The sequence below is a fragment of the Cohnella lubricantis genome, assembly GCF_014212015.1.
Classification (GTDB): Bacteria; Bacillota; Bacilli; order Paenibacillales; family Paenibacillaceae; genus Cohnella; species Cohnella lubricantis.
In genome coordinates this window covers 1-26,062 of record NZ_JACJVN010000028.1, presented here as the reverse complement: position 1 = coordinate 26,062, position 26,062 = coordinate 1, and the positions used below count along the sequence as shown (strand labels likewise).

The window sequence follows — 26,062 nt, the reverse complement described above, 5'->3', positions numbered from 1 at the left end:
CTTCTGCTCGCCTAGAAGTATAAATTCAAGGTGGAGGGATAACCGATGGGCAAAATCGCATTTGTATTCCCCGGCCAAGGAGCGCAGGCCGTCGGAATGGGACAGGACGCCTATGAGCAGTACCCCGCGTCCCGCGACATCTTCGACCGAGCGGATCGGGCGCTCGGCTTCTCGGTGTCGGGCCTGGCATTCCAAGGCCCGGACGAGCAGCTGCGCCAGACGGCGAACACGCAGCCGGCGCTGCTGGCGACGAGCATCGCGCTGCTGGAAGCGTTCAAGCAGCGCGGCGTAACACCCGATTATGTCGCCGGGCACAGCCTCGGCGAATACAGCGCGCTTGTCGCGGCGGGCGTGCTCGCGTTCGACGACGCGGTTCGCCTCGTTCGCTCGCGCGGCTTGTTCATGGAACAAGCCGTGCCTAGCGGCCAAGGCGGCATGGCCGCGGCACTCGGCGCTGAGCGCGAGTCGCTCGAGGCGCTGTGCCGCGACGTCTCCGCCTCGGCCGGCCTCGTCGAGCTCGCCAACGTGAACTGCCCCGGACAGATCGTCGTGTCCGGGACTGCGGCGGGCGTCGCCGCCGTGGTGGAGCGAGGAAAGGAAGCCGGCGCCAAGCGGGTCATCCCGCTGGACGTCAGCGGCCCGTTCCATTCCTCGCTCATGCAGCCGGCCGCCGACAAGCTGGCGCATGAGCTGGCGAAGGCGGAGTTCCGCGACGCGGCCGTGCCGGTCGTCGTCAACGTGAGCGCTGCGCCGGTCACGTCCGGCGCCGCACTGCGCGAGCTGCTCGTGAAGCAGGTCGTGTCTCCCGTCCTATGGGAGGACACGGTGAAGTTCCTGATCGGCGAAGGCGTGGACACCTTCGTCGAGATCGGCTCCGGCACTGTGCTCGCCGGGCTGATCAAGAAGATCGACAAGACGGTTCGCGTCGTGTCGATTAACAGCGCGGCGGCGATCGCCGAGGCGGAATTGGCTTGATTCTGCGATAAAGGAGAGTGCAGTCCATGGCTCAATTGGATCTGACAGGCAAAGCGGCGCTCGTCACCGGCGCCTCCCGCGGCATCGGCCGCGCCATCGCGATTGCGCTGGCGAAGGCGGGAGCGGACGTAGCGGTGAACTATGCCGGCAGCGAAGCGGCTGCCGCGCAGACGGCTCAAGCGATCGAAGCGCTGGGACGCAAGGCGATTCTGGTGCGGGCGAACGTAGGCAAATCTGCTGAATTCGAAGCAATGGTTCAAAAGACGCTGGAAACGTTCGGCAAACTGGATATACTGGTGAATAACGCCGGCATTACGCGAGACAATCTAATCATGCGGATGAAGGAAGAAGAATTCGACGACGTGATCGAGACGAATCTCAAGGGCGTGTTCAACGGCATCAAGGCGGTTACCCGCCCGATGATGAAGCAGCGTTCCGGGCGCATCATCAACATCTCTTCGGTTGTCGGCGTGTTAGGCAATCCGGGTCAGGCGAATTATGTCGCTTCCAAAGCGGGAGTGATCGGCCTGACCAAGTCGGCCGCACGCGAGCTGGCTTCGCGCAGCATTACGGTTAACGCCGTAGCGCCGGGCTACATCGAGACCGATATGACGGACAAGCTGTCCGCGGACATTCGCGAAGGCATCCTCGGCCAAGTGCCGCTCGGCCGGATGGGTCGGCCGGAAGACGTGGCGAACGCTGTCGTCTACCTGGCTTCCGAAGCGGCCGCTTACATGACCGGACAGACGCTTCACGTAGACGGCGGCATGTACATGTGACGCTGTCTTCCAAGCGGGCAACCTGTTGGCGGCCGCTGGAAGAGAACGTTTACGCTATGGCTTTTTGTCCATGATTCACGTATAATACAAAAGGGAGGTGAACCGGATGTCCGATGTATTTGATCGCGTAAAGCGCATCGTGGTCGAACGCCTGGGAGTGGAAGAGGCAGAAGTTACCAACGAAGCGAATTTCAAGGATGACTTGGGCGCTGACTCTCTCGACGTCGTCGAACTCGTGATGGAGCTTGAAGATGAATTCGATCTGGAGATCTCCGATGAGGATGCAGAGAAGATCACAACGGTGGGAGAAGTCGTAAATTACATACAATCTCATGCCTAATGATCCAAAGGTCCCGTTCCAGTAACGGGACTTCTCCACATTCGGAGCTTTTTTAAGTAGCTGAAGAGGTGAACAACGGTTGAAACAGCGCGTCGTGGTTACCGGCATGGGGGTTGTCTCCTCACTCGGTAACGATGTTCAAGCTTTCTGGAATAACCTGCTCGCCGGCAAGTCCGGCGTTAGCTATATCGAAGCATTCGATACGGCCGATTATCCGACGAAGATAGCGGCGGAAGTGAAGAATTTCAATCCCGAGGAATTCGGTATCGATAAGAAGGAAGCCCGCCGGATGGACCGCTTCGTTCAATTCGCGCTCGCGGCCAGCTTGAATGCCATGAAGGATTCAAAGCTGCAGATCGGCGAGAATGTCGAAGCGGACCGGGTCGGCGTCAGCGTCGGCTCCGGCATCGGCGGTCTCGGCACGTGGGAAGATCAGCATACGATTCTGATGGAGAAGGGCCCGCGCCGCGTCAGCCCGTTCTTCATTCCGATGATGATCGCCAACATGGCCAGCGGCCAAATCTCGATCTCGACCGGCGCCAAAGGCCCGAATACGACGACGGTTACCGCTTGCGCAACCGGCACTCATTCGATCGGCGATTCGTACAAGATCATTCAACGCGGCGACGCCGACGTCATGATTTGCGGCGGAGCGGAAGCAACGATCCGGCCGATCGCCGTAGCCGGATTCTGCAATATGCGCGCGATGAGCACGCGCAATGAGGAGCCGGAGAAGGCGAGCCGTCCGTTCGACGTCGATCGTGACGGATTCGTCATGGGCGAAGGCTCCGGCGTACTCGTGCTTGAGTCGCTTGAGCACGCGCAGGCACGCGGCGCGCACATCTATGCCGAAGTGATTGGCTACGGCATGAGCGGAGACGCTCACCATATGACCGAGCCAGATCCGGAAGGCGCAGCCCGCTGCATGCAGCGAGCAATCAAAGACGCTGGCGTAGAACCGCAAGCGATCGAGTACATTAACGCGCACGGCACGTCTACACCTGTCGGCGACAAGTCCGAGACGACGGCGATTAAGGCGACGTTCGGCGACCACGCCTACAAGCTGGCCGTCAGCTCGACGAAGTCGATGACCGGCCATATGCTGGGCGCAGCCGGCGGCGTAGAGGCGGTTATTCTCGGCCTTGCGCTGGAGAATGGCATTCTGCCGCCGACGATCAATTTGGACAATCAGGATCCCGAGCTGGATCTTGATTACGTACCGAATACGGCGAGGAAGGCCGGCATTAAGGTCGCGCTCTCGAATTCGTTCGGATTCGGCGGCCATAATGCTACGGTAATCATGCGCAAATACGAAGCCTAAGGGCGCGATCGTTTGACGCAGGCGGCGCTAGCCGCCTGCGTTTTTCGATTTAGCTGTTCGAAGGCATTATTTATTAATCGGATTCCGGCCTCGCGCCGAATCTATCTGGAGGAGCATCTAGATGAGCGATCCATTCAGCCGATTGCAGGACAGGCTGGGCATCAAGTTCCGCGACGGCTCGCTGCTGCGGCAGGCTTTCACGCATACGTCCTATGTCAACGAGCATCGAGGCGCCCGTACCGAGCACAATGAGCGTTTGGAGTTTCTCGGCGATGCCGTGCTTCAACTGACCGTATCCGAAGTGCTGTACCGGATGTATCCCGATCGTCCGGAAGGGGAGCTGACGCGTCTGCGGGCGAGCATCGTTTGCGAACCTTCGCTCGTCCGTTTTGCCGAGGCGCTCGATTTCGGTCAGGTCGTGCTGCTGGGCAAAGGGGAGGAGTTGACCGGAGGGCGGACCCGTCCTTCGCTGCTGGCGGACGCCTTCGAGGCGTTCGTCGGCGCTCTGTACCTCGATCAAGGCTTGAATGTCGTACGGACATTCCTGGATAAGCATCTGTTCGCCCATCTGCCGAAGGAGAGCCGCTTGCCGCTTAAGGATCATAAGACCGAGCTTCAGGAACGAGTCCAGCAATGGAGCCTGGGGCAGTTGGAATATCGAACGGTAGAGGAGAGAGGCCCGGCTCACGACCGGGAATTCGTCGTCATCGTGTCGGTCGGCGAGCAGCCGCTCGGCGAAGGCGTCGGCCGTTCCAAGAAGGAAGCGGAGCAGCAGGCGGCGTCGCGCGCGCTCTGGCAGCTGCAGGAGAACGGCTTGCCGGGCAAAGCGGACAACCCAAAGAATGCAAGGGGTGACGGATAACCGATGTATTTGAAAGGAATCGAATTGGCCGGCTTCAAATCGTTCGCGGACCGCACGGCGCTGGAGTTCGGGCGCGGCATTACGGCGGTTGTCGGACCGAACGGCAGCGGCAAGAGCAACATCTCCGACGGCATTCGCTGGGTGCTCGGGGAGCAAAGCGCCAAGAGCTTGCGCGGGGGCAACATGCAGGACGTCATTTTCGCGGGAAGCGACGCGCGCAAAGCCGTGAACTTCGGTGAAGTGTCCATTACGTTCGACAATACCGACAAGTCGCTGCCGCTTGATTTTACGGAAGTGACGGTTACCCGGCGGGTTCACCGCAGCGGCGAGAGCGAATACTTAATCAATAAGCAGCCATGCCGCTTGAAGGACATCACGGAGCTGTTCATGGACACCGGTATCGGCAAGGAAGCCTATTCGATCATCGGTCAGGGCCGAATCGAGGAGATTCTAAGTACGCGCTCGGAGGACCGGCGCGGCATCTTCGAGGAAGCGTCCGGCATCGTCAAATACAAGTCGCGCAAGAAGGAAGCCCAGCGCAAGCTCGAGGACACCGAGGCGAATCTGCTTCGAATTAACGATCTGGTCGTTGAACTGGAGGGACAGGTCGAGCCGCTGCGGGAGCAAGCGGAGAAGGCCGAGAAGTTCAAGACGCTGAAGGAAGAGCTGAAGTCGAAGGAGATCTCGCTCTACGTCCATCAGATCGAGACCGTTCACGCCACTTGGGCGGAGACGAACGAGAAGCTGGCCAAGCTCAAGGAAGAGGAGCTCGCGCTGTCGACGGAAGTGATCCGCCACGACGCGATGCTCGAGGAGGACCGGCAATCGCTGCTTCGCCTCGAGGAGACGCTCGAGAGGCTGCAGGACGACCTGCTGCGGACAAGCGAGGAGACGGAGAAAAGCGAAGGCTACGGCGAGCTGCTCACTGAACGGCGCGCCAATCTGGAGCGCAGCCGAGAGGGCCTCGCCGCAAGCTTGGCGCAGGCCGAGCAGCGTCTGGCCGAAGCCGAAGCGGAAGGCGAGGCGCTCGGAACCCGCCGCGAGCAGCTCGATCGCGAGCTGGCGGAGATGCGCGAACGCGTCGCTTCCGAAGAGACGAAGCTCAGCTTCGCGGAAGGCGACGGCGATGCGGAGGAGCGTCTCAAGGCGGAGCTGTTTGATACGATGAACGCGATGGCGCAGGCGCGCAACGACATTCGCTACTGCGAGACGCAGCGCGACGTGCTCGAGAAGCGAATCGGCCGCGCCGAGGGTGAGCGCGCGAAGTGGCAGGAGCAGCTCGACGCGCTGTCTGCGCGGCGCGAAGAGCTGGAAGCGCGGCTCGCTGCATGTACGGCCGCGGTTGTCGAGGCGCGCGACTTGTACATCGCGGCAGGAGCAAGATCCTCGGAGCTGCAGAAGCGTCTCGAGGAAGCGCAGGCGGAAGCCCGCAGAGCGGAGCAGCGGCGCGAAGCGCTTGTGTCTCGGCGCGACACGATCAAGGAGCTGCAGAATGATTACGACGGCTTCCAGCACGGCGTCCGTGAAGTGCTGAAGGCGGCGAAGCGCGGCCAGCTGCACGGCGTGCACGGCGCCGTCGCCGAGCTGGTCGGCGTGCCGGCTCACCTCGAGACGGCGATCGAGACTGCGCTCGGCGGAGCGCTGCAGAATATCGTCATGGAGAACGAGACGACCTCCCGCGCCGCCATCGCTTATTTGAAGCAGCGGCAATCGGGACGCGCGACGTTCCTGCCGCTTGACGTCATTCGGCCGCGGACGCTTGGCGACGGCGACCGGCGAATCGTGAACGAAGCCGAAGGCTTCGTCGGCGTCGCGTCCGAACTCGTCAAGTTCGAGGCTCGCTACGCGGGCATCGTTGGCAGCTTGCTCGGCAACGTGCTGATCGCCGAGAAGCTGGAGCAGGCGAACAAGATCGCTTCAAGGCTGCAATACCGCTACCGCGTCGTTACCCTTGAGGGCGACGTCGTCAATCCGGGCGGCTCGATGACTGGCGGCAGCCTGCAGAAGAAGTCTTCCAATCTGCTCGGGCGGCAGCGTCAGCTCGAGGAGCTGGACCGCGACATTGCCGCCGCTGAGCAGGCTCGGTCGGCTTCGCGCGATCTCGTCGACGATCTGAAGAAGGAGCTGGCGCAGGTCAGCCAGAATATCGACCAGCTGCGCGAGCGAGGCGAGCGCGAGCGGTTAAGCGAGCAGCAGGCGAACACCGAGCTGCAGCAGCTGAAGAACGAGGAGAAGCAGCATGGCGAGCTGCAGGCGGCGCTGGCCGGCGAGTCGGCGATCATCGGCGATGAGACGGCGAAGCTGAACGCGGCGCGCGAAGAAGCGGAAGCGAGATTGGCGCAGCTGGCGCAGGAAGAGAAGCGGCTGCAGGATCAGATCCGCGAAGCAGAGGAGCTTCGCCGCAGGAGCCAGACGGCCAAGGAAGAGCTGCAGGCATCGCTCACCGAGCTTAAGGTGGCGACGGCGCGGCTCGAGCAGGACCGGCAGGCGATCGGCGAGCAGGAAGCCCGCCACAAGGCGGAGCGTGCTCGGCTCGTGGCCGAGCGCAGCCAACTGACGGATGCGCTGGCGCAGAATGCGGCCGAGTTCGAGCGGACGGAGAGCGAGATGGTCAGCCAGCGCGAGCGGCTGAACGAGCTGCGGCTGCAGAAGCAAGATTTTACCGCGAATATCGAATTTAAGCGCTCCGATCGGGCTGAGCGGCTGAAGCAGCTGGAGCTGAAGGAGAACGAGACGAAGGAGCAGCGGGCCCGTCTGAAGCTGGTCGAGGATCAGCTCCGCCAAGCGGACATCTCCTCCAACCGAATGGACGTCGAGCTCGATAACCTGCTGCGCAAGCTGAGCGAAGAATACGAGATCGGCTTCGAGTGGGCGAAGACGAAGTATCCGGTTCCGGAGGACGTGCCGGCGGCGCAGAACGAGGTTCGGGAGCTGAAGCGGAAGATTACGCTGCTGGGCGATGTCAACCTCGGCGCCATCGAGGAGTTCAAGCGCGTGAGCGAGAGGTTCGAGTATTTGTCCACGCAGAAGAATGACCTGATGGACGCGAAGTCGAAGCTGCACGAGATTATCCGTGAGATGGACGACGAGATGTCCAAGCGATTCCGCTCGACGTTCGACGAGATTCGCAAGCACTTCGTCGTCGTGTTCTCCCGCTTGTTCGGCGGCGGACGCGCCGACCTGATCTTGAGCGAGCCGGACAAGCCGCTTGAGACAGGCATCGATATCGTCGCGCAGCCTCCGGGCAAGAAGCTGCAGAACCTGCAGCTGCTCTCCGGCGGCGAGCGGGCACTGACGGCGATCGCGCTGCTGTTCGCTATTCTGAATGTTAAGCCCGTGCCGTTCTGCGTTCTTGACGAAGTCGAGGCCGCGCTGGACGAGGCGAACGTGGCGCGTTACGCGCATTACATGCGCGAGTTCTCGGAGTTGACGCAGTTCATCGTCGTTACCCATCGCAAAGGAACGATGGAGGAAGCGGACCGGCTGTACGGGGTGACGATGGAGGAAGGCGGCGTCTCGAAGCTCGTCTCCGTCCGCCTCGAGGAAGGCGAAGAGATGATCGCGACGGCGTAAGATAAGGTACGATAGAGCAACGGGATGAAGACATCTCGTTTGGTTTGGAGGAATTATAAGCATGAGCTTCTTCAAAAGATTAAAGGAAAGCATCGCCTCCAAGGCGGAGGCGGTGACGACCAAATTCCGCGACGGGCTGGCCAAGACCCGCGACGTGTTCGTCGGGCAAGTGGCCGATCTGTTCTCCCGCCGCAAGAAGATCGATGAAGCGTTCTTCGAGGAGCTGGAGGAGATTCTGATCGGCGCGGATGTCGGCGTGAACACGGTGATGGAGCTTATCGACGAGCTGCGGGCGGAAGTGAAGAAGAGCCGGATCGAGGACCCGTCCGAGCTTCAGCCGATTCTGTCCGAGAAGCTGGTCGGATTGCTGAAGGGCTCCGGCGAATCGGTCGAGCTTAACGTTCAACCGAGCGGCATTACGGTCATTCTATTCGTCGGCGTGAACGGTGTCGGCAAGACGACGACGATCGGCAAGCTGGCTTGGCGGTTCAAGCAGCAAGGCAAATCGGTTCTGATGGCGGCGGGCGATACGTTCCGCGCCGGCGCGATCGAGCAGCTTGAAGTATGGGGACAGCGCGTAGGCGTGGATGTCATTCGCCAGAACGCGGGCTCCGACCCGGCGGCCGTCATGTTCGACGCCGTTCAGGAAGCGAAGCGCCGCGGAGTGGACGTCCTGCTGTGCGATACGGCCGGACGCTTGCAGAACAAGGCGAACCTGATGGAGGAGCTGTCGAAGATCCATCGCGTCATCCAGCGGGAGATTCCAGGCGCGCCCCACGAGACGCTCCTTGTGCTGGACGCGGCAACCGGCCAGAATGCGCTGCAGCAGGCGAAGCTGTTCGGCGAGAAGAGCGGCGTGAGCGGGCTCGTGCTGACGAAGCTCGACGGCACGGCCAAAGGCGGTATCGTCATTGCCATCAGGCATGAGCTGTCGCTGCCGGTGAAGTTCGTCGGTCTGGGCGAAGGCATGGACGACCTGCAGCAATTCGACGCCGAGCAATTCGTGCACGCGCTGTTCGCCGGTCTGGCGAGCGAAGCCGATGCTTCGGAGGAAGGCGGCGCTTAAGCTGCGATGAGCAATAGAATGTTTGAATAATCGAGAGAATGGCCGCCTTCGATCGGACGAAGGCGGCCATTTTGGGTGTTGACATGAGAATACCTAAACACTAATATATTTCGTATGCGAAATATTTGCATGTAACCTTTCGAGTAGTTAAGGATGGAGGCCGCGAATGGCGGACAGAGAGCAAGTCACCCGGATTTTCAGGTCGTTTCGCGAGGTCAACCAAACATTTCACCATGCCATCTGGAAGGAAGCGGAAGTTCTTGGACTGACGCCGATCCAGTATTTTGTGTTGAAGACGCTGCATGAGAAGCCGCGCGTTCGGTTATCTCAGCTTGCAGAATCTATTCATATCGGCAGCAGCGCGGCAAGCGGCATCGTTGACAGGCTGGTGAAGTTGGGAACAATCAAGCGGGAACGGTTAGAGACCGACCGGCGCTCCATTACTTTAATGCTGACGGAGAAAGGAGAGGAGCTGCTCAGAAGGGCGAGCGATACCTCCATGGATCGGATTGCGCCGCTGCTGGATTTGAAGGAAGAGGATGTAAGCGAGATGATTCGCATTCATCAACTTATCGTACAGAAATTATTAGAAGTGGAGAGAGGGTAAGGAATGAGCCAGGCTTTAGCAAACTTAAAGAGAGGCCCCATCATGGCGGCCATTATTATCGGTGCGTTCGTTACAATCTTGAACCAGACGCTCCTCAACGTCGCATTGCCAAGCATCATGGACGACTTAGGTATTACGACGAACACGGCCCAATGGCTGACGACCGGCTTCATGCTGGTCAACGGGGTACTGATTCCGCTAAGCGCGTATCTGGTACGCCGGTTCACGACAAGGCAATTATTCATAACGGCAATGCTGCTGTTCTTAATCGGCACGGTGTTCTGCGCCTTCGCGGAGAGCTTCACAGTTCTGATGGTCGGCCGGATCATTCAGGCGGCCGGCGCTGGCATCATGATGCCGCTCATGTCGATCGTTGTTCTGACGATCTTCAAAGTTGAGGAACGGGGCAAGGCGATGGGCATGATGGGCGTCGCCATGATCTTCGCGCCAGCAGTCGGCCCGACGTTGTCCGGCTGGATCGTCGAGCATCATTCGTGGCACGTTCTGTTCTATATCATTGCTCCATTCGCGCTTCTGGCGCTCGTCTTCGGCATGATCTTCATGAAGAACGTCTCGGAGACCGCGAAGCCGAAGCTGAATTCGCTCGGCGTTATTCTGTCCACGCTTGGCTTCGGCGGCTTGCTGTACGGCTTCAGCGAAGCGGGCAACAACGGCTGGAACAGCACTGAAGTGTACGTCAGCCTGATTGTCGGCGCTGTAGCGCTTATTCTCTTCGTCATGAAGGAATTGCTCAACAAGCAAGAACCGCTGCTCGAATTCCGCGTGTTCAAATACGATATGTATTCGCTCACGACGGTCGTTAACATCCTGATCACGATGGCGATGTATGCCGGCATGATTCTCGTTCCGGTCTACATGCAGAACATTCTCGGCCTGTCGCCGATCAAGTCCGGCCTGGCTCTGCTGCCTGGCGCGATTCTGATGGGCATCATGTCGCCGGTAACCGGCGCGATCTTCGACAAGATCGGCGCGCGCTGGCTGGCGGTCGTCGGTCTCGTCATCACCGCCGCGACGACTTGGGAATTCGGCCAGTTGACGGTCGATACGACTTATACGCATATGGTTATCATTTACACGCTTCGCATGTTCGGCATGTCCATGCTGATGATGCCGATCCAGACGGCCGGCCTCAACCAGCTGCCGCAGCGGCTTAATCCGCACGGCTCGGCGATGTCGCAGACGCTGCGTACGGTCGGCGGCGCACTCGGCACCGCATGGCTCGTAACGGTCATGTCCAACAAGACCAAAGAGCTCGTGACGGAGATGGTTGTATCTGCCCAGATCGATCCGAAGGATCCGGCTAACGCCGATCAAATGATCAAGATCACCAACGAAGCGACGGTTAGCGGCATCAACCACGCGTTCCTGTATGCGTTCTGGCTGACGATTGCCGCGCTCGTGCTTGCCTTCTTCATCAAGAAGACGAAGCCTCAGAAGGACTTCAAGGCTGATGTCGAGACGCAAGGCAACTCGCAAGCAAGCGCTCAGGCTTCTGCGGAAGCGTAAGGTAAGCGCAGCTTCATTAAGTTGAAGCGGCAGTTCCTGGCACCCCATAGCTTACTACAGCTTTCGATTACTCTTGGCGTTTCGATAACCTATCGAAGACAGCCTCCTTCACCGCTGGTCACGGCGTGCGAGGGAGGCTTCTCTTCGTTTGTTCAATGTCATATTAACTTACAAATATAAACAGAGAACTCGTGCGCGGCACCCAAAAACCCAAATGTATGTTATAAATACTAACAAAAAATCATTTCCAGCATTGAACCGCATCCATCGAAGCTCCTACAATAAGGCTCAAGATTACGGGAAAGGCGGGATCACAGACGGAATGCTGACATTGTGGAATCTGTTCAAAGCATTCGGCATCGCCACCTTGCTCGGATATGGAGGCGGCCCTGCCATTATCCCGCTCTATGAGCATCAGGTCGTCAGCCGGTATCAATGGCTTGATTCGGAAGACTTCGGCCGCGCGCTCGCCTTCGGCAACGCGTTCCCGGGGCCGATCGCGACGAAGCTGGCCGCCTACATCGGCTTTAAGGTGGCGGGTTGGGCCGGAGCGGCTGTCGCCCTGGTCGCGGTTGTCCTGCCTACGGCGCTCGTGATGATCGCGCTTGCTGGCGTCATGATGAAGCTGTCCGGCAATCCGGTCATCAAAGGGATGATCCGAGGCGTGCAGCCGGTCATCTTCGTCATGCTGGCGATGCTGGCATGGGACTTCGTCAAATACGCTTTCCAACCGATGGCCGGTCCGCTTCCGTTCCTGCCGCTGCTGCTGGCCGCTGTCTTCTTCATCATGGTTCAGTTCTATCAGGTGAACGCGGTGTGGGGCATCCTTCTGGCGCTGGTCGTCGGCGGGGTGTTCATGAGAAGCTCGTGAAGCGGCACGTCAGAGGGTAGACGGATAAGAGGAGGAGAACAGCATGGGGACGTTGTTAATCCGGAATGCGAGAAATATCATCACGATGGACGGCGAGCGCCGGCAGTATCCGGGAGGCAGCTTATACGCGGTCGGCCAGGAGATCGTCGCAATTGGGTACGACCTGCCCTATGAGACGGCGGATACGGTCATCGACGCCCGCCACAAGATCGTCTATCCGGGCCTGATCAATACGCATCATCATCTCTATCAGAATTTGACGCGGAATATTCCGTTCGCGCAGAAGACCGAGCTGTTCGATTGGCTCATCACCCTGTACGAGATTTGGCGGCATCTGCGGCCGGAGGACATCTACGTCAGCGCGATGGTGGGATTGGGCGAGCTGCTGAAGACCGGCTGCACGACGGCGGCCGATCACTTCTACTGCTTCCCGAACGGCGTATCCGGCGAGATGATCGACGAGGAGATCCGGGCCGCGGCGGAGCTCGGCATCCGCTTCTTCCCGACGCGCGGCTCGATGAGCCTTGGACGCTCGAAGGGCGGCCTGCCGCCGGACGAAGTGTGCCAGGACGAAGAGACCATTCTGCGCGATTCAAGGCGATTGATCGAGACCTATCACGATCCGCGCAGGTTCTCGATGCTGCGCGTCGGCGTCGCGCCTTGCTCCCCGTTCTCGATCACGGCGGATCTGCTGCGCGAATCCGCCGATCTGGCCCGCAGCTACGGCGTCCGGATGCATACGCACCTCGCCGAGACGAAGGACGAGGACGCCTTCTGCTTGGAGAAGCTCGGCATGCGCCCGCTTGAATTCATGGAGAGCACCGGCTGGGTCGGGGACGACGTCTGGTACGCGCACGGCATCTACTTCGACGACCATGAGATCAAGCATCTGCACACGCACAGCTGCGGCGTCGCGCACTGCCCGACGAGCAATATGAAGATGGGTTCCGGCGTTATGCCGCTGGTCAAGATGCTGGAGGCCGGCGTCAAAGTCGGCATGGGCGTTGACGGCTCCGCGTCGAACGACGGTTCGAACATGCTGATGGAGGTCCGCGTCGCTCATCTGCTGCACAATCTGACGCACGGCACGACGGCGATCGGCGCGGCCGATTGCCTGAGTATCGCTACGCGCGGTTCCGCTCGCGTGCTCGGCTGGGAGGACGACATCGGTTCGCTCGAGGTTGGGAAAGCCGCCGATCTGTTCCTGATCGACACGCGCCAGCTTGGCTTCGCGGGGGCGCTGCACGACGATATGGCGCTGCCGGTGCTGACAGGCTTGACCCAAACCGTCGACATGACAATCGTCGGCGGCAAGGTGGTCGTCAAAGACGGCAGGCTCGTGAACGTCGACGAGGAGAAGCTGGCGATCGCGGGCCAAGCGGCCTCGAACCGGCTGGTGAACGAAGCTTCGCTGCGCACGAAGATTGACTACAGCCGCATGCGGAGCGATCGGCGGTATCCGAATTTCTAAGAGGGAGGCGCTGCGATGTGTACGATCGGGATCGTCGCCTGCCGGAATCTGGAGGGGGAGCTTCGCATCTTCGGCTTCAAGAATGCGGATAACCCGCCGGTCGGCTATTGGCACGGCCGGACGGGAACGAGCGTCGGCGGCGGCGGCGTCGGCGAAAGCGGCGTACAAAGCCGGGGAGGAGCAGTCGCCGGCAGCGGCGGCTACGCTTCGCTTGCGTTCGGGCTGCTGCCGCAGACCGGCGTCAACGCCGGATTAAACGAGCGAGGGCTGCTCGTCATCAGCTCCTTCTTCGGCTTCGAAGCGCCGGAACAGGCGAAGGAGCCGGACGGCTATTGGCACGGCGACATCCGCGGGAAGACGCAGGCGGAAGCGCTGGCCCGCTGCGACAGTGCGGCTGATGCACTCGCCCTTCTGGCGGAACGTTACCGGGCGGAGGACGGGCCGACGACAGGAGGCAGTCACCTGCTGGCGGATCGCGAAGGCCGGCTGTACGCATTCGAGCATGCCTTTGGCGAGATGGCGTGGCAGGACGCTTCGCAGGCGGGCTGGGCGGCGAGAAGCAATCAGTCGTTCGGGCTGTTCCCGGCCGAGCAGCGCAGCCAGCGGGAAGAGATCGTGCGCGACCGGGAGCTCCGGCTGCGAACAGCGGAAGAGGCGCTTGCCGGACTGGCGGGGCGGCCGATGCCGGAGGAACAAGCGCTGGAGGCGCTCCGGCGGCTGCTCGCTTCGCACGGTCCGTCCGATGGCGGCGAGGAGCTGGGCAGCATCTGCGCGCATGGCGTTCCGTACGGCCGCTCGAACGCTGCGGTGCCGCACGACACGGTGAGCGGGCTGCTCTGGAACGTCAGCGCGGGAGAGATGGCCTACACGAGCGGGCCGCCCTGCCGCTCGACATGGCATAAGTTGCGATTCGCAGACGAAGAGGGGAGCTGACGGCATGAATTTCGAAGGCAAGAGAGTGCTCATTACCGGCGGCGGCTCCGGCATCGGAGCGGCGGCGGCCGAAGCGTACCGTAGGGCAGGGGCGGAGGTGGCAGTCTTCGACATCTCGTTCAAGGAAGAACGGCTGGCGGACAAGCGGATCGAGATTCCCGTCGACCTGACCGAATCCGAGCAGGTTCAAGCGGCGTTCAGCCGGCTGTGGGAGCTGTGGGACACGCTCGACGTGCTGGTGAACAACGCCGGCGTCGAATACGTCGCTTCGCTGGAGGATTCAACGGAAGCGGGCTGGGACCGAGTGATGGACGTCAATGTGAAAAGCGTGTTCCTCTGCTGCCAAGCGGCGTTGCCTCGCCTGAAGGCATCCCGCGGCAACATCGTCAACACCGCTTCTCAGCTGGCGTTCGTCGGCTCTTCGCTGTTCACCGCCTATACCGCTTCCAAGGCAGCCGTCGTGAACTTCACCCGCAGCCTGGCGCTGGAGACGGCGAAGGATTGCGTGCGCGTCAACTGCGTCTGCCCGGGCGCGATCGATACGCCGCTGCTTCGCAGGCAGTTCGAAGGAGGGCGAGGGCCGCAGGGGACGCTGGGCGATCTGATCGGCATGCACCCGATGGGCAGGCTCGGCCATCCGGAAGAGATCGCCGAATGCATCCTGTTCCTCAGCAGTCCGGCGGCGTCGTTCGTAACGGGCAGCGCGATGATGGCGGACGGCGGCTATACGGTTCATTAAGAAGGAGGACGGATCGCGATGTCTGATGGATTGCTGGTAACGGGCGGCACGGTGCTTACTGTCAACGAGAGGAACGAGGTCATCGAAGACGGGGCCGTGTTCATCGAGCGCGGCCGAATCGCTGACTTAGGCGAAGCCGCCGCGCTGAACGAGAGATACCCGAACGCCGAGCGGCTCGACGCGGCAGGGCAGGCCGTGCTTCCGGGCCTTGTCAACCTGCATTTGCACTCCGGCCTCATTCGCGGTACGGCAGAAGATCTGCCTGTATTCGAATGGCTGGCGAAGTACGTCGACCCGAAGCACCGGGCGCTCACGGAAGAACTCGCTTATGCGGCGGCGCGGCTGAGCTACGCCGAAGGCATCCTGTCCGGCACGACGTGCGTCATGGATATGTACCGCTTCATGCACCGCTGCGCGGAGGCGGCGGACCAGCTCGGCCTTCGCGCGACGCTGGCGCCGTACGTCGTCGACAAGCCGGGCATGGACTACTTCGAGTCGCTGGAGAAGAACGAGCGGCTCGTTCGCGAATTTAGCGGCGCGGCCGGCGGCCGTATTCAGGTGTGGTTCGCGCTGGAGCATCTCACTTACTGCACCGAAGGGGCGTACCGTCAAGCGGCGGCGCTTGCTGAGAAGTACGGCACCGGCATTCATACGCATGGCGAAGAATCGCGGGAGATGGCCGCAAGGCTGCATCAGGAGACCGGCAGATGGCCGGTCGAGCTGTTCTGCGACCGCGGCATCCTTGGCCCGAAGACAGTGCTGGCTCACTGCGTCTGGCTGCAGCCGGAAGAGATGGAGCTGCTGGCCAAGACGGGCACGTCCGTCGCGCATTGCCCGGTCAGCAACCTGAAGCTCGCTTCCGGCATCGCGCCGATCAAGGAGCTGCTCGATCTCGGCGTGAACGTCGGCATCGGCACGGATGGCGTCAAGGAGAACAACAACCTTGACATGCTCGAGGAGCTGAAGTTCGTGCCGCTGCTGCAGAAGGCGAGGCTGCTGGACGCGACGGCCATTCCGGCCGAGACGGCGCTTCGCATGGCGACGATTGACGGCGCGAAGGCGCTTGGCTTGGATGAGGAGATCGGGTCGCTGGAGATCGGCAAGAAGGCGGATCTGATCGTCGTCGACTTCCGCAAGCATCATCTGACGCCAATAATGCGCGGCAAGTATAGCAACGCCGTGAGCAATCTCGTCTATGCCGCTTCGGGCTCGGACGTCAGCCACGTGTTCGTGGAAGGGCATCCGCTGATGAAGGACCGCAAGCTGCTGACGGCGGATGCGGAGCAGATCCGGCTGGAGGCGCAGGATGCGGCGGAGAAGCTCTTCGCGCTGCGCGAGCCGTTCATTCCGGCCTGACCGGGCTTGGTCTGGCCGCAGCGAGATTTTCGGAACGGGATAGGACGGAAGCGTCAAAGCTTCGCCAACACAACCAAGGGGAGGAACTACCAATGGCCTACAAACCAACCGAAGAAGTCATAACGATCTTGAATCAGCTCGGGCCTTCCTTGCTGGAGACTAAGGAAGCGCGTTCCATGCCGGCCGAGGTCTATACGTCGCAAGCGTTCTTCGACTTCGAGAAGGAAGCGGTCTTCGCCCGCAATTGGCTGTGCGTCGGCCGTCAGGAGCAAATTCCGAACCCCGGCGACTATTATACGATCCAGATCAACGACGATCCGCTTATCGTGACCCGCGACAAGAAGATGAATATTCACGTCATCTCCGCCGTCTGCCAGCATCGCGGCCATATCGTGGCCGAAGGATCGGGCAACTGCAAGAACTTCCGCTGCCCGCTGCACTGGTGGACTTACGGGTTGGACGGCGAGCTCATCTCCGCGCCGGAGATGATTCGCATCGAGCCTTTCGACATTCTCCGCCATGACCACAGCCTGCCGAGCCTCAAGGTTGAGATCTGGAACGGCTTCATCTTCTGCCACTTCGATCCCGATGCGCCTCCGCTGGCGCCGACGCTGACGAAGCTCAACGAGGAGATGGCCAATTACCGCGTGAACGATCTGGTGGCGATGCCGTTCGTCGATATCGAGGGCTGCGAATGGAATTGGAAAATCATGATCGAGTCGTCGCTCGAGCCTTATCATACGAATTATTTGCACAAAGGACCGCACGACTTCGCGCCAAGCCAGCTTGCCGGCTTTATCGACTTCGACGAGAACGACGGCCAAATCATGCACCCGACGGGCTTCACCCATGTCGATGCCGGCTTCTCTCCGGACATGATGGCGAACTTCCCGGCGATCTCGACGCTGACGCTCGAGCAGCGCCAGAAGATGACGATCGCCGCCGTTCCGCCGATGCTGACGCTCGGCCTCATGCCGGACCAGGTGTTCTGGAACATCATTCTGCCGCAAGGCCCGGGCCGCATTCTGTTCCGCTCCGGCCTGCTGTACCCGCCGGAGACAGTCTCGCTGCCCGACTTCGAAGAGCGTTACAAGCTGGCGAACGACAGCATCCAGCTCATTAACGAGCAGGACCTCGCGGCGAACGCTTCGCTGCAGAAGGGGCTTACATCCCGATTGTCTCGCAGAGGCCGCTATGCTGCGCTGGAGCGGACATTGCCGCAGCTGAATAAATGGCTGGCGAAACGCTACTTCGATTATGCGAAGACGGCCGGCGTCGATCTCGAGCTGGTTGATCCCGTGTGAGGCTGCCAATGAAGGACACCCGCGAGATTCGAGAGCTGATGCTGGAAGGCCCTGAGCTTCGGCTTCGGCTGCTGGTCTCCGGCAATCCGCAGGGGAGGCCGGTGCTGTTCTTGCACGGCATTACGGAGAATGCGATGGCGTTCGAGCCGATCCTGCGCGCGCTGCCGGAAGACTTGTACGCGCTCAGCCTCGATTGGCGAGGCCGCGGCGCGTCCGATAAGCCGGAGAGCGGCTACGGTGTTAGGGAATACACAGAGGACCTGGTTACCGTGTGGAATCACTTCTCCGGCCATGCCGATAAGCCGCTGCTGGTCGGCCACTCGATGGGAGGGCGCGCGGCTTGCGCGTTCGCGGCGCTCTATCCGGAGCTGGCTTGCGGCGTCGTCTTGATCGATCCGCCGATCTCGGGTCCGGGCCGGCGGCCGTTCCCGATGCCGCTCGCCCGATTCCTCGAGCCGAAGCGGGCGCTCGCGGCCGGAGACATGCCGCTGTTCCGCTCCTATTACTCAGGCGCTGGCTTCGATTACGACCGCAAAGCGAAGGAGCTGGCGGAATGCTCGGAGCAGGCGATCGCGCAGTCATATGAGGCGATGAACAAAGATTCGTTCCATACGTACTACCGGATGCTGCGGATACCGGCGCTGCTGATTACCGCCGGCTTGTCCCCGCTCATCACAGCGGACGACGAGGAGGAGCTGAGCAGCTTGAACCCGTCCGTGCTCGTGAAGCGGTTCGAGGATGTCGGCCATGAGGTGCATAAGCTCGCGCCAGATAGGCTCGTGCGGGAAATGCTGGATTTTCTATCATCCTTGTCTTAATCAACGGAGGTGTTATCGATGGCGAAGAAGCTGGACATCGAAGCAATCTGGCCGGAAGGGATGGCGAAGCCGTCCATTCCGTACAGTCCCGCGGTACGCGCGGGCAACTGGCTGTTCCTCTCGGGGCAGTCGGCTTCCGATCTGGTGACGGGGCTCGCCGCGGAGGCGGAAGTTCCGGACGCTTTCCCATATTATCAGAATGCGATGGGCAAGCAGGCGGCCTATCTGTACGGGAGAGTCAGCGCGATTCTAGAGGCGGCCGGCTTGTCGCCGGATCAAGTGGTGCGGGCGAATCAATGGTATGCCGCCGGCATGAAGGATCCCTCATACCGGACCGGTGATCTGACGGTCAACAACAAGCGCTACGTGGAGGAGAAGCATAAGTTCTTCCGCCATGTGAGCCCGCCGAGCACCGGCATCGGCGTTCGCGGCCATCTGGTGGAAGGGGCGAAGGTGGAGGTCGACTTCACGGCTCTTCGGTCGCCGGACGGCGAACTGCCTTCGCCGGTATCCGCTCCGGACGTGGCGAAGCCTGCGGCCGGACATGCGGAGGGCGTTCTGCTCGGCCATTGGCTATTCCTGTCGGGCGACTTGGCTTCGGACTGGAAGGGCAACTGGGGCGAGAGCGGCAATGAAGGCGGGATTCATGCGTTGGCGCCGGAGGCGAGGACGAAAGGCCTCTATTGGGGTGATGAGCCGGCGGCGAAGCAGACGGAATACGTGCTCGGACGTCTGGAGAAGGTGGCGCAAGCAGCGGGCACGAGCTTGAAGCACGCGGTCAAAGCTTATGTCTACTTAAGCGATCCGGCTGACTATTGCGCGTTCGAGGACGTCTGGGCGAAGTGGTTCCCCGATCCGCAGAACGCGCCGGCGCGTGCGCTTGTGCCGAGCGTCGAGATTGGCGCGAAGGGCTGCCGCGTCGAGATCGGTATGGACTTGCTCTTGCCGGAAGCCGCGCATCTGCGGAGGCCCGTCAACGGCGGCTGGGCGCCGAAGAGCAAGGAACCTGCGGCGATGCGGGCGGATGACCTGATCTACTTCAGCGGCCTGATGGCGACTGATCCGGCGACGGGGCTTGCGGAAGAAGCGGCGATGACGCCGGGGCTGCCGTACTTCGGCTCCGCCGGCTACAAGCAGATGAAGTTCATACTGGCTAAAGCGAAGCGGATTGCGGATACGGCCGGCGTCGGCATCGAGCAGATAGTGAAGGCGACGCTGTACTTCGCCGATCTGAGCCTGTACGCAGGGGCGATGGACGCGTGGCGGGAGGCGTTCGCGGAAGCGGGACATTGCCCGGCCGTGACGGCGGTTGAGGTTAATCGAGAGCTGTGGGTGCCGGGCTGCGGCATTCTCGCCGATATCGTGCTCTACGATCCGCAGGAGGGGTGAGGGGCGCTATGGTCAGAATCGGCATGCTGACCCCTTCCTCCAATACGGTGCTGGAGCCGATCACAGCGAAGCTGCTTGAGGATGCGGAAGGCGTCTCTGCGCACTTCTCGCGTCTGCGGGTGACAGCGATCGCCTTGGACGGCAGCTCGGACGACCAATTCGCGGAAGTGCCGATGCTGGCTGCGGCATCGCTGCTGGCGGATGCGAACGTGAATCTGCTCGTCTGGAACGGCACTTCCGGCAGCTGGCTCGGTCTGGAACGGGACGCCGAGTTATGCGCTCGGATCGAGCAGGAGACCGGCATTCGGACGACGACTTCCTCCCAAGCGTTGAAGGAAGCCTATGAGAGGCTGGGCGTGAAGCGGCTTGCGCTGGTTACGCCTTATACGGCGGATGTTAACGAGCGCATCGCGAATCAATACGAAGGGCTTGGCATTCAGTGCGCCGCTTCGCTCTGCTGCGGCATTCGCGTGAATGAGCAATTCGCGAACGTTCCGGCGGCGAAGGCGTCGGACATGATTGAGGAAGCAATCATCACATCGCGTCCGGACGCCGTTGCCGTCGTATGCACGAATATGAACGCCGCGGCGATTGCTGCCGCGGCGGAGAGGCAATACGGCATTCCGGTGCTGGACTCGGTATCGGTCACGGCTTGGCAGGCGCTGCGGATGACGGGAGTCGGCACCGAGCCGCTCGCTGACCGCTGGGGGCGCATCTTCCGGGTCAGGTGATCGGGAACTGAGGGATCAATCTATCGCAAGTACGGAGGATGAATCAGAAGGGGGCAGACCAGATGGAACGGTTGGATTGGTTGATTCGCGGCGCTTTGGATCCTCGATCAGGCGAGCGTGTCGATATCGGCCTGCAAGGCGGCCGAATCGCTCTTATTCGCCCGATCGCGGAGACAATGCCGCTTCCGTCCAGCATTCGAACATTCGACGGCGACGGCTACGCGGTTCTGCCAGGTCTGGCGGAGACGCATATTCATCTGGACAAGGCGTTCCTCTCATCCAGACTGCCGGGCGTTGCGGCGGGTCTGCAGCAGGCGATTGAGATGACCGCCGCGCTCAAATCCTCTTATACCGCCGATGATATAAAGGCGCGCTCACGCGAAGTGCTGAACCGGGCTTCGGCGTTCGGCGTTACGCTGCTTCGCGCCCAGGTCGAGATCGATCCGATCCTCGGCCTGATGAGCTTCGAATCGGCGCTTGAGCTGAAGCGCGAATATGTGTCCGCGATGGACGTGCAGCTGGTCGCATTCCCGCAGGAGGGCATCTTCTGGCAGCCCGGAACGGCGGAGCTGCTGGAGCGAGCGGTGCGAATGGGCGCCGATGCGGTCGGCGGCATTCCGTATAACGACCGCGATTCGTCCGAGCATCTGGACTACTTGTTCCGTCTGGCGGAGGTGTCCGGCTTGCCTGTCGACCTTCACCTAGATTTCTCGGACGATCCGCGGCAGCTTGCGATACAAGACGTCATCGCGCTGACGCGCAAATACGGCATGCAAGGGCGCGTCGCGGTCGGCCACCTCACCTCGCTCGGTTCCGTCGAATTGGATGCAGCCAGGCGAATCGCGGCGGGCATTGCCGAAGCCGGAATTCACGTCTTTACGCTTCCTGCGACCGATCTATACTTGAACGGACGACAGGATACATGCCGCGTCCGGCGCGGCTTGACGCCCGTTCGGCTGCTGCTGGAAGAGGGGGCGAGCGTGTGCTTCGGCTCGAACAATATCCGCAATGCGTTCACCCCATTCGGTACCGGCGACCCGCTTGATATCGGATTGCTGCTTGCGCAGACCGCCTATATGGGCACGAGCGAGGACGTGATGACGGTGCTCGGGATGTGCACGACGCAGGCAACCTTGGCTATTCGCGGCAAGAAATCTGACATATTGGAAGGGGCAACGGCCGATCTGGCGCTCGTTCGGGCGGATTCGGCAGCCGGAATCCTATACGACAGGCCTAGGGATCGGGTTGTCTGGAAAGACGGGCAACTTGTCGGTGAACGGGCGAATGCATCGGCATGACCCAATAATGGGCTGAATTTATCCGCAGAGATCATGCGCTAAACGTATTTTTCATAAAATAGTCATAAGAATTGTCATGAAATATTACATTACATCTTGCTAAATAGGTGATACCCTCCTAAAATGTTATATAAAATAACATAAGAAAAACGGGTTGCTTATGTGAGAAGGCCGTTCTAAGGAGGGGTATTCGTGCAATTGACGATCGAGCAGGCTTTATCCATCTATCCCTTGTCCGAAGGCAGATTGATTGCGGGGAAGTCGGGCAGCCACCGGGTCATTCGGTCCATCAACGTCATGGATGCTCCGGATATTACGGACTGGATCAAGGAAGGCGAGATGCTGTTCACGACCGCCTACCTGATCAAGGATCGGCCGGAGGATGCGGCTGATCTGCTGCGCAAGTTGAATCATAGAGGCTCGTCCGGGCTTGGGATCAAGCTGGGGCGCTTCTGGACGTCGATTCCCGACCCGCTGATCGCGCAAGCGGACGAACTAGGTTTTCCCCTCATTGAACTTCCGTACCAATTCACGTTCTCCGATCAGATGAACGGCCTCTTTAACGCCGAGATGAAGCGCAATACGGTGATGCTGCAGGATGTCCTCGACAAGCAAGTGCGGCTCATGCGGTTCGCGCTGCAATCCGATCCGATGCGCCAGCTGTTCGATACGATCGAAGGGGTAATCGGCGAACCGATCGCGGTCATCGGCTCCCGCGGCCAGATGGTCTACAACTCCTCGGGCGTACCGGACGCCGACCTGCAGGCCGGATGGCCATGGACGCAGCGGCACAACTGGGTCAAGACGCCGGCTTGGCAAGCGTTCCGCGTGCCGCTCATGAAGCAGGAACAGTGCACGGGCTTCCTGCTCTTCTTCACCCCTCGCGTGATGCTGTCGCCGATCGAAGAAAGCCTTTATTTCCAAGCGGCGGAGCTTCTGTCCTTCCATTTGAATTTTAATTATGAAGATTACTTCGAGCTGTCGGTCCAGAAAGATCTCGGATTACTCATTAAGCGTCATCTGAAGAACGGCCTTGATATCGCGACGGTTATGGAGTATGCGGGCAAATGGGAGATCGACCTGCTCGATCAGCCGTATCGATGCGTCTGGACGGAGCTGGCGTCTCCTGCGGACGGAGATGCCGCCGGGAACCTGGATCGCCTCAAATCGGAATTCCTCTCCCACTCGAAGCTTCAGGAGCTCAAAGGGCTTCATATCGTGCTCGACGACGGTTTGCTCTCGGTCTTCCCGAATGCGGGCGATGATGGCGGCGACGTGCTCGTCACGGCGTTGGAAGCGTGCTTGGCAGGAATGAAGCAGGGCGGGGTCGATGCTTACAAGGCGTCGATCAGCGACCGGAAACGCGCGCCGGAGAAGCTGGCGGAAGCGTTCGGCGAATGCAAGGAAGCGAGCCGGCTGTCGCGGGATTGGGGAATGAGCGGACGAATCGCCAGGTATGAGATGCTGGACCTCGCGTATATTTTCGAACAGGTGCCGCGCGAGCGGATGAAGCTGTATTGCGACCGGTGGCTGGGCGGCTTGATGGGCAAGGACCCGGAGTATGTGCAGGAGATGATGCGAACGCTCGAGACTTATTTGGATAACGACGGCCAATTGAATGAGACGGCGAAGAAGCTGTTCATCCACCGCAACACGGCGACCTACCGGATCGAGAAGCTTGGCGAGCTGCTGGACGTAGACTTCAAGCGAATTAACGACTTGTTAAGGTTGAAAATGGTGTTCTTGTTCCGGCGGATGCTCGCCCGCGAAGGAACTTCTTCCGATCGAAAGGTTTAGTCACGACAGATTTGTCTGAATTTTCCGCCAGGAGGTGCGCGCTTATGGCCGCTACATTGATACGCAACGCCATCATTCTAACGATGAATTCGAATTCCGAGATCTTGGCGGGAGACGTGCTGATCGAAGGCAACCGGATCGTTAAGATCGGACCTGGACTCGCAGACGAGTCCGAGAGTGTGATTGACGCGGGCGGGAAGGCGCTGCTGCCCGGCTTCGTGCAGACTCACATACATCTGTGCCAGACGTTGTTCCGCGGACGGGCGGACGACCTCGAGCTCATCGACTGGCTGCGCCGGCGGATATGGCCGCTTGAAGCGGTCCATTCGGCGGATTCCGTCTATTATTCTGCGCTGCTAGGCATCGGCGAGCTGATTCGGAGCGGAACGACGACGATTCTCGATATGGAGACGGTGCACCATACCGAGTCCGCCTTCGAAGCCATCAAGGCAGGCGGCCTGCGGGCGGTCTCGGGCAAGGTGATGATGGATCATGGCACCGAGGTGCCAAAGCCGCTTCAGGAGAAGACCGAGGAATCGCTGCAGATGAGCGTGGACCTGTTGGAGAAGTGGAACGGCGCCGCCGGCGGGCGGATTCAGTACGCGTTCTGCCCGCGGTTCGTCGTCTCGTGCACCGAAGAGCTGCTTGTCGGCGTTCGGGATTTGTCAGCACAGTACGGCGTTCGCGTGCATACGCACGCTTCGGAGAATCGGGACGAGATTGCGATCGTCGAAGCAGAGCGGGGGATGCGCAACGTCGTCTATCTCGACCATATCGGACTTGCGCGGCCGAATCTCATTCTGGCGCATAGCATCTGGCTGGATGAAGAGGAGAAGCGGATCATTCGGGAGCGCGGCGTCAAGGTGACGCATTGCCCTGGCTCCAACATGAAGCTCGCTTCGGGCATGGCGGAGATTCCGGATCTGCTGGCTCGCGGCATTCCGGTCGGTATCGGGGCCGACGGCGCGCCGTGCAACAACAATCTGGATATGTATCAGGAGATGCGGTTGACCGCCTTCATGCAGAAGGTACAGCATGGTCCGACAGCCATGGATGCGCGCACTGTGCTGCGCATGGCGACGATGGGCGGCGCCGAGGTGCTCGGCATGGAGAAGGAGATCGGCAGCGTCGAAGTCGGCAAATTGGCCGATCTGCAGCTGCTCGATCTGGAAGACTTCCATGTCTACCCTTCCTATGATACTGACCTGTACTCACGCGTCGTCTATGCCGCAACGCGCGGCGATGTCGATACGGTGCTGATTGACGGAGAGGTGGTCATGTCAGGCAAGCGGGTGCTGACGATCGACCGAGAGCAGACGCTGAGGGAGGCGGACCGGTCGCTAAGGGCGCTGCTGGAACGGTTGCCGTAAGCTCGGAAGAAAGTGCTGACATAGGCGATTCGGATCAGTTGTGGCGGTGAGTCGAATATAGCGGTCACTCCGGCGACTTGGTCACAGCTTTGAATAATTAGAGGTGCGAGGAGATGAGGTGATGGACGCTTACGATGTGCTTCGGCACACGGCGGAATCGGAGGAGCCTGCTGTGTTGGCGACGGTCATCGGCGTAGAGGGCCACGCTTACCGGAAGTCCGGCGCGATGATGCTGCTGCTAGTTAACGGGGGCAAGGTAGGCAGCATCAGTCCGGGCTGTCTCGAATCGGACCTCTCCGAGCGGGTGCCGATCGTGCTGGAGAGCGGGGAGCCCGAGATCGTACATTATAATATGAAGCCGGAGGAAGATATCGTCTGGGGCGAGACCGTCGGCTGCGGCGGCAAGCTTCGCATTCTGCTTGAACCGGTTGCGGGAGAGTTGAGGATGACGCTGCGGGAAGCTTACCGGCATATGGAGGCGGGGGAAGCGGTGCGGTTAGTCCGACGGGGAGCGGAACCGGCGCTCTGTTATGCATTGGAGGCGGCAGGAGGCAATGCAGCGATTGGTGCTTCGAGCGCAGGCGGCGATGCGACAGAGTCATTCTACGCCGTGCGGCTGGAACCGCGGCCAAGGCTGGTGATGTTCGGCGCAGGGCAGGATCTCGATCCGATCTTCGCGGCGGCCGGCCGTATCGGCTTCAGGCTGGCTGTCGCCGATTGGCGCGCGGGGCTGCTCTCCGCTGATCGGTTCCCCGGAGCTGAGCTCGTCTCAGGCACGGCGGCGGAGATAGCGGCGAAGCTGCGGCTGAGCTCGGCGGACTACGTAATCGTCTGCGGCCATCAGCTTCGCAAGGACCGCGAGATGCTGGAGATGCTGCTGCCGATCAAGCCGGCGTATGTGGGCGTCATGGGCTCCAGCAGCCGAATTCGGCTGC

At 60.7% G+C, this 26,062-nt stretch carries 22 protein-coding genes; all 22 read left to right on the top strand.

The features are described 5' to 3' along the window. Positions 1–45 precede the first annotated feature (45 nt). A complete protein-coding gene (gene fabD / locus H4Q31_RS07490) occupies positions 46–975 on the top strand; it encodes an ACP S-malonyltransferase (RefSeq protein WP_185178456.1) in 930 nt (309 codons plus the stop codon). A gap of 26 nt (positions 976–1,001) precedes the next feature. Beyond that, entirely contained in the window at positions 1,002–1,754 is a 753-nt protein-coding gene (gene fabG / locus H4Q31_RS07485; RefSeq protein ID WP_185178455.1) for a 3-oxoacyl-[acyl-carrier-protein] reductase, read from the top strand. Positions 1,755–1,860: 106 nt separating this feature from the next. Then, positions 1,861–2,094, top strand: coding sequence for an acyl carrier protein (gene acpP, locus H4Q31_RS07480; RefSeq protein WP_185178454.1), 234 nt, complete (start codon positions 1,861–1,863; stop codon positions 2,092–2,094). Between the two features lie 79 nt (positions 2,095–2,173). Further along, positions 2,174–3,415, top strand: a complete 1,242-nt coding sequence (gene fabF, locus H4Q31_RS07475) for a beta-ketoacyl-ACP synthase II (protein ID WP_185178453.1) — start codon at positions 2,174–2,176, stop codon at positions 3,413–3,415. A gap of 121 nt (positions 3,416–3,536) precedes the next feature. Beyond that, entirely contained in the window at positions 3,537–4,277 is a 741-nt protein-coding gene (rnc, locus tag H4Q31_RS07470; RefSeq protein WP_185178452.1) for a ribonuclease III, read from the top strand. Between the two features lie 3 nt (positions 4,278–4,280). Further along, positions 4,281–7,850 carry a chromosome segregation protein SMC gene (gene smc, locus H4Q31_RS07465; RefSeq protein ID WP_185178451.1) on the top strand — a complete coding sequence of 1,190 codons (3,570 nt, stop codon included), beginning with the start codon at positions 4,281–4,283 and terminating at the stop codon, positions 7,848–7,850. 61 nt (positions 7,851–7,911) lie between these two features. Continuing rightward, positions 7,912–8,916: a signal recognition particle-docking protein FtsY gene (gene ftsY, locus H4Q31_RS07460; RefSeq protein ID WP_185178450.1), complete on the top strand. Its 1,005-nt coding sequence runs from the start codon at positions 7,912–7,914 to the stop codon at positions 8,914–8,916. Between the two features lie 166 nt (positions 8,917–9,082). Continuing rightward, entirely contained in the window at positions 9,083–9,523 is a 441-nt protein-coding gene (locus H4Q31_RS07455) for a MarR family winged helix-turn-helix transcriptional regulator (RefSeq protein ID WP_185178449.1), read from the top strand. A 42-nt stretch (positions 9,524–9,565) separates the two neighbouring features. Then, the gene (locus H4Q31_RS07450) at positions 9,566–11,050 is read left to right on the top strand and encodes a DHA2 family efflux MFS transporter permease subunit (RefSeq protein WP_281064864.1); all 1,485 of its coding nucleotides are present in this window, start codon (positions 9,566–9,568) and stop codon (positions 11,048–11,050) included. Between the two features lie 322 nt (positions 11,051–11,372). Continuing rightward, complete coding sequence (locus H4Q31_RS07445; RefSeq protein WP_185178447.1) at positions 11,373–11,921, top strand: chromate transporter; 549 nt, start codon at positions 11,373–11,375, stop codon at positions 11,919–11,921. A gap of 43 nt (positions 11,922–11,964) precedes the next feature. Next, positions 11,965–13,392 carry an 8-oxoguanine deaminase gene (locus H4Q31_RS07440; protein WP_185178446.1) on the top strand — a complete coding sequence of 476 codons (1,428 nt, stop codon included), beginning with the start codon at positions 11,965–11,967 and terminating at the stop codon, positions 13,390–13,392. Between the two features lie 15 nt (positions 13,393–13,407). Further along, positions 13,408–14,325: a hypothetical protein gene (locus tag H4Q31_RS07435; RefSeq protein ID WP_185178445.1), complete on the top strand. Its 918-nt coding sequence runs from the start codon at positions 13,408–13,410 to the stop codon at positions 14,323–14,325. A gap of 4 nt (positions 14,326–14,329) precedes the next feature. Beyond that, positions 14,330–15,064, top strand: coding sequence for an SDR family NAD(P)-dependent oxidoreductase (locus H4Q31_RS07430; RefSeq protein WP_185178444.1), 735 nt, complete (start codon positions 14,330–14,332; stop codon positions 15,062–15,064). Positions 15,065–15,082: 18 nt separating this feature from the next. Next, entirely contained in the window at positions 15,083–16,420 is a 1,338-nt protein-coding gene (locus H4Q31_RS07425; protein ID WP_185178443.1) for an amidohydrolase, read from the top strand. A gap of 92 nt (positions 16,421–16,512) precedes the next feature. Then, positions 16,513–17,724 carry an aromatic ring-hydroxylating oxygenase subunit alpha gene (locus H4Q31_RS07420; RefSeq protein ID WP_185178442.1) on the top strand — a complete coding sequence of 404 codons (1,212 nt, stop codon included), beginning with the start codon at positions 16,513–16,515 and terminating at the stop codon, positions 17,722–17,724. A gap of 8 nt (positions 17,725–17,732) precedes the next feature. Next, positions 17,733–18,542 carry an alpha/beta fold hydrolase gene (locus tag H4Q31_RS07415; RefSeq protein ID WP_185178441.1) on the top strand — a complete coding sequence of 270 codons (810 nt, stop codon included), beginning with the start codon at positions 17,733–17,735 and terminating at the stop codon, positions 18,540–18,542. An 18-nt stretch (positions 18,543–18,560) separates the two neighbouring features. Continuing rightward, positions 18,561–19,931 (top strand): RidA family protein, encoded by a 1,371-nt coding sequence (locus H4Q31_RS07410; RefSeq protein ID WP_185178440.1) that lies wholly within the window; start codon positions 18,561–18,563, stop codon positions 19,929–19,931. 8 nt (positions 19,932–19,939) lie between these two features. Further along, the gene (locus tag H4Q31_RS07405) at positions 19,940–20,662 is read left to right on the top strand and encodes a maleate cis-trans isomerase family protein (protein ID WP_185178439.1); all 723 of its coding nucleotides are present in this window, start codon (positions 19,940–19,942) and stop codon (positions 20,660–20,662) included. Between the two features lie 62 nt (positions 20,663–20,724). Next, positions 20,725–21,960, top strand: coding sequence for an amidohydrolase family protein (locus H4Q31_RS07400; protein ID WP_185178438.1), 1,236 nt, complete (start codon positions 20,725–20,727; stop codon positions 21,958–21,960). Between the two features lie 192 nt (positions 21,961–22,152). Next, the gene (locus H4Q31_RS07395) at positions 22,153–23,757 is read left to right on the top strand and encodes a PucR family transcriptional regulator (RefSeq protein WP_185178437.1); all 1,605 of its coding nucleotides are present in this window, start codon (positions 22,153–22,155) and stop codon (positions 23,755–23,757) included. Between the two features lie 44 nt (positions 23,758–23,801). Further along, positions 23,802–25,127, top strand: coding sequence for a 5'-deoxyadenosine deaminase (locus H4Q31_RS07390; RefSeq protein WP_185178436.1), 1,326 nt, complete (start codon positions 23,802–23,804; stop codon positions 25,125–25,127). 121 nt (positions 25,128–25,248) lie between these two features. Next, positions 25,249–26,062, top strand: an 814-nt coding sequence (locus H4Q31_RS07385; RefSeq protein ID WP_185178435.1) for an XdhC family protein, incomplete at its 3' end; no start/stop codon positions are given.